The sequence below is a fragment of the Pleurocapsa sp. CCALA 161 genome (assembly GCF_003003995.1).
GTDB lineage: Bacteria > Cyanobacteriota > Cyanobacteriia > Cyanobacteriales > Xenococcaceae > Waterburya.
Window position 1 is genome coordinate 1 of the sequence record NZ_PVWF01000205.1, and the last position, 5,065, is coordinate 5,065.

Below are 5,065 nucleotides of genomic sequence, written 5' to 3' on the forward strand. Positions count from 1 at the left end.
CTCCTATAATCTTAAAATCATCATGAGGAGATTCGCAGACAATATAGGTTGGCCATCCCATGTCTTTCTTATCAGGATATTGCGCCATCAAAATTTGACGATACTTACGATAAGTAGCAGTATCCTGCATTTTGACATCGATAAAGTCTAACTCTAGTTCTTTGGCAACCTTTGCATCATAAAAAGACATTTTGTGGCACGTTCCACAGTCTTCTGACGAAAATTTAACTATGGCTTTGGTCATTTTATCTATAATTTTTAAAAGTCAGTAAAACTAATTACCTAAATTATAAAATTATTTGACTCAACTACTGCCAAAAATAGCGATCGCCGTTTGGGGAATATTTGGGGAGTACAAGACTAAAGTTGTTCTCAATTATGGTAGAGCATGAAAATATGTACCATACTGTAACCCAGGAAAGAAATAATTTAATTCAATAAAGACAGTAGCGACTACGATTACAGTGAGAGTAGCTACTACGGGCGCACTAGTTAAAAATTTAAGAAAGTATTGCATGGTTGTTTATTTTGATTAAATTTAATTAACTGTTATTTAAACTATCGAGGCGACACAGAAATTTCATCATTTCTGGCAGTTAGTTCACCACTCAAGGTTTCTTTTACTGCCAGCATTGGCCAGAGCAAACCTTGAGCTAAAGATTGAACTGCCACAGGCAAATCGATCAATATTTCTAACTGTTCTTGAGATTTTTTTTGGCTGATTGCTCGTAAATAAGCTCGCCCTGACCAACCGATAAAACCCGTAATATAGAAAAAAATGCTAAAGGCGATCGCAATATCAATAGTACGATCAAAGCCAATAACTAGATGAGGTAATCCGTCATCTTCGCCACAGGTTAAATACTCCCCATAGGCGCGATCGGGTTCGCTAAAGTAATAGTTATCAGGATAACTGGCAACCCTTGCTTGATAAGCGGGAGAGTCTTTACATCTTACTAAAATGCCATCTGCGGTCGCAGTAGGGGCAGCAGCACACCAGAGAATTATTGCCAAAATTAAAGGTAATAATTTTTTCATCATTTTTTTGGTTGTGAATAATTGAAGTTGAACTTTAAATTATTGGTAGTCTCGATTTATTTTTTATTAGCTAGTTATACCAATTCCTCAAAGTAGCTGGAAAGAGCAAAAATATTCTTAGAGCCAATGAAAAGGCTCAAATATCCATAAAAGCTAATAACTAAAAGCTAAAAGCTAAAAGCTTAACCTACCCCTAAGTCTCTCGTTATTTTCAAGAATTGATCTCAATAGCCAACCGCAAAGCAGTTTTAAACTTATTTCTCTAGCCCTTCTTTTTCAATCCAAAGAAACAAGAGCGCAAAGACAGGAAAAGGAAGAATATAAGTAATTAGGGGAATAAAAATCCAAGGCAACCAAGAAGCAGCGTACGAACCTGTCATTTGTGTTACATCTGCCATAATAAACCTCTTTGTTGTTAGTTGTTAGTTGTTAGTTGTTAGTTGTTAGTTGCCACCTAAGTAGCTGTTGTTCATTTAAATTGCATACTTGTCTTTTCCTCTTGCCTTCTGCTCCCTGCCTCCTGCCTTTTCTCAACCAGTAAATTAAATGCGTGACAACTTACTTATTACTTATTACTTGTTACTTAATTACTAGCCCCAGATTAAAGGCGTTAAATGTTGGCTAACATTTACCGCACCGCGTAAAATTGCGTCTAAATCGTCAAAGTTTTCTAGCAAAGCGTAGGCAAATACCGCACCGCCCATTGCCCCGACAAAAATACCGCCACCAAGTTGAAACCAGCCTTCTTTAGTTCTCAAAGGTCTGAGATCGTCTTGAGAATGGGAATTATATGCCCCTCTAGGATCGCCTTGAAAAGTTGCCAGAGCAAAAATGGAAATGCCTAGAACTGCCGAAGCGGTAATATAAATAGCGGTAATAACTCCACTTAAATTTGCTCCGTGAGAAGTTTCTCGCAATGGTCCAAAGATAATTTCAGGCCCAATCAAAAAGTAACCGTGAGCCATGCCAATTTCTAAGCCACGCATAAAAGGACTCAAGCCTTCACGATAGGCAGGTAGATTACGAATAAAGGCATTAACTAATTCTGAGTCATTGATTGGAGTTGAAAGATTACCTAAGCAAGGATCGCCTTTGTAGGGTTTGATTAATTCTGCCTCAGCATAATCTGGAGTAATATCGGGTGTCGTAGTTTGAGTCATAATCTTTTATTACTTATTACTTATTACTTATTACTTATTACTTACGAGCAGTTAACTTATCTGTCCTAACTGAGCGACATAGTGCGACTAGTTAGGAAACCCGACCATATGCCCTGTTTGCGATCGGGTGTTTTCTATTTTGGGAGAGGAGAATCCCCCAAGCTTGCTAATTCAGAGTAGAAATATTAAAGAATGGAGGGCTTTATTTCTATTGTTCACTCCGAATTAAAGATTGATTTAGCTAGCCAAACTTGCTGGCTGTCGAAGCGATTAGAAACGCTCCATAGGTAGCAATGTAGCCGACGGCAAAGTGAGTTAGACCTACTAAACGAGCCTGGACAATTGATAAAGCCACGGGCTTGTCTTTGGGATAACCAAATGATAGTGGCGTATGTTCGTGCGCCCACATCAGAGTTTCGATTAACTCTTGCCAGTAACCTCTCCAGGTGATTAGGAACATAAAGCTAACCGCCCAGACTAAATGACCAAAGAGAAAGATCCAAGCCCAGATTGCTAAATTATTCGTGCCATAAGGATTATAGCCGTTGATTAACTGCGCAGAATTTGCCCAAAGATAATCCCTAAACCAGCCCATGAGATAAGTAGAACCCTCATTAAATTGAGCCACGTTCCCCTGCCAGATCGCTAGGTGTTTCCAGTGCCAATAAAAGGTAATCCAACCTAAAGTATTGAGCATCCAGAAGGTGGCTAGGTAGGCCGAATCCCAAGCAGAGATATCGCAAGTGCCACCCCGTCCTGGCCCATCACAGGGAAAAGCATAGCCAAAATCTTTTTTGTCGGGCATCAGCTTAGAGCCACGAGCATCTAATGCACCTTTAACTAAGATTAAAGTAGTAACGTGAAGACCCAAGGCGATCGCATGATGAACTAGAAAGTCTCCAGGCCCAATAGTCAAAAACAGGGAGTTAGTACCGTTATTAATCGCCTCTAGCCAACCTGGAAGCCAAACATTAGCGTGATTGGGCCAAGCAGTAGAAGCTATACTATCGGGATTAGAAAGTAAGGTGCTGAGTCCATAGAGTGCCTTGCCGTGAACCGATTGAATCCATTGGGCAAATACAGGCTCGATTAAAATTTGCTTTTCTGCTGCACCAAAAGCGACTTCAACATCGTTATGTACATATAAAGCCAAGGTATGGAAACCGAGGAATAGGGATACCCAACTGAGGTGAGATATAATTGCCTCTTTGTGATCTAAAACCCTAGCTAAAACATTATCCCGATTTAACTCAGGATCGTAGTCCCGCACTAAGAAGATCGCACCGTGAGCAAATGCACCAATCATCAAAAAGCCAGCAATATATTGATGATGGGTATACAGAGCAGACATAGTAGTATAGTCTCTGGCAATAAAAGCATAGGGAGGCATTGAATACATATGCTGTGCTACTAAGGAAGTAACTACCCCCAGACAAGCCAGATGCCAGCCCAACTGAAAGTGCAGAGAATTATTATAGGTATCGTATATACCTTTGTGTCCGCGACCAGTTTTAGGAGCAATAAAGAAACCATCCCAGCCAGGTCCTTGTAAAGCTTCAGTCATCTCTTTAATATTGTGACCAATACCGAAGTTAGTACGGTACATATGTCCTGCAATAATAAAGATAACGGCGATCGCCAAATGATGATGAGCCATATCTGTCAGCCACAGGGACTCGGTTTGGGGATGGAACCCACCCAAAAAAGTTAAAATTGCTGTCCCCGCGCCTTCTGATGTCCCGAAAATGTGTCCAGCAGTATCAGGATTTTGAGCATACACACCCCAGTTACCACTAAAAAAAGGTGCTAAACCTGCGGGATGAGGGGGAATACTTAAGAAGTTATCCCAACCTACGTGCTGTCCGCGAGATTCGGGGATTGCCACGTGAATTAAGTGACCAGCCCAAGCTAAAGAACTAACGCCGAATAAACCAGCTAAATGATGGTTGAGTCGCGACTCGGCATTTTTAAACCAAGCTAAACTAGGTCTAAATTTGGGCTGTAAATGTAGCCAGCCAGCAAACAACATTACTGTTGCTAGTACCATCAAAAATATCGACCCCATGTATAGCTCGTTATTGGAGCGCATCCCAATGGTATACCACCAGTGATAAACCCCTGAATAGCAAATATTGACGGGATTAGACGCACCGGCTTGGGTAAAGGCATCAATTGCCCCTGGTCCAAACTGCGGATCCCAAATAGCGTGAGCAATGGGCGGAATATTTAACGGATCTTTAATCCACAGTTCAAAGTTGCCTTGCCATGCGACGTGAAATAGTAGACCCGATGTCCACAGGAAGATGATGGCAATATGTCCGAAGTGAGAGGCAAAGATCTTTTGATAAAGATTCTCCTCCGTCATGCCGTCATGAAGTTCAAAATCATGAGCCGTTGCGATACCATACCAAACTCTACGAGTGGTTGGATCTTGAGCAAGGTCTTGGCTAAATTTAGGAAATTTGGTAGCCATAATTATTAGTTGTTAGTCGTTAGTTTTAGTAGGCCCTTCGGGTTCGACAGTTTGCTTATGTCGGTAAAACCGCCCACCGCAACTGCCTCACCGTTCGCCCTTACAGATTTTTTAAGGTGATTTATCTAACCGATCGCAGTCATTCTCGCCAGGAAGAAAGCCCAGGTAGTAACAATTCCCCCTAATAGATAGTGAGCTACTCCTACAGCACGACCTTGGGTAATACTAAGGGCGCGAGGTTGAATGGCAGTGGTAATCTTAAGCTTGTTGTGCGCCCAAACAATCGACTCGATTAGCTCTTGCCAATAGCCACGACCACTAAAGAGAAACATGAGGCTAAAGGCAAAGACAAAATGTCCTGCTAGGAACATAATTCCATAAGCCGAAAGCGCAC

At 41.4% G+C, this 5,065-nt stretch carries 6 protein-coding genes and 1 pseudogene; all 7 read right to left on the reverse strand.

What is annotated here, in order from left to right:
- Positions 1-244: thioredoxin family protein (locus C7B62_RS24380; protein WP_106243865.1), on the reverse strand; the 244-nt coding region annotated here is incomplete at its 3' end.
- A gap of 132 nt (positions 245-376) precedes the next feature.
- Positions 377-517: a photosystem I reaction center subunit IX gene (locus C7B62_RS24385; protein WP_106243851.1), complete on the reverse strand. Its 141-nt coding sequence runs from the start codon at positions 515-517 to the stop codon at positions 377-379.
- 41 nt (positions 518-558) lie between these two features.
- Entirely contained in the window at positions 559-1,041 is a 483-nt protein-coding gene (locus C7B62_RS24390; RefSeq protein ID WP_233220139.1) for a Photosystem I reaction center subunit III, read from the reverse strand.
- A gap of 251 nt (positions 1,042-1,292) precedes the next feature.
- Positions 1,293-1,436, reverse strand: a complete 144-nt coding sequence (locus C7B62_RS24395) for a photosystem I reaction center subunit VIII (protein ID WP_233220141.1) — start codon at positions 1,434-1,436, stop codon at positions 1,293-1,295.
- Between the two features lie 192 nt (positions 1,437-1,628).
- Positions 1,629-2,198, reverse strand: coding sequence for a photosystem I reaction center subunit XI (locus C7B62_RS24400; RefSeq protein ID WP_106243858.1), 570 nt, complete (start codon positions 2,196-2,198; stop codon positions 1,629-1,631).
- Positions 2,199-2,439: 241 nt separating this feature from the next.
- Positions 2,440-4,671: a photosystem I core protein PsaB gene (psaB, locus tag C7B62_RS24405; RefSeq protein ID WP_106243861.1), complete on the reverse strand. Its 2,232-nt coding sequence runs from the start codon at positions 4,669-4,671 to the stop codon at positions 2,440-2,442.
- A 125-nt stretch (positions 4,672-4,796) separates the two neighbouring features.
- Positions 4,797-5,065: pseudogene (gene psaA / locus C7B62_RS24410) on the reverse strand (photosystem I core protein PsaA); the annotation flags it as partial.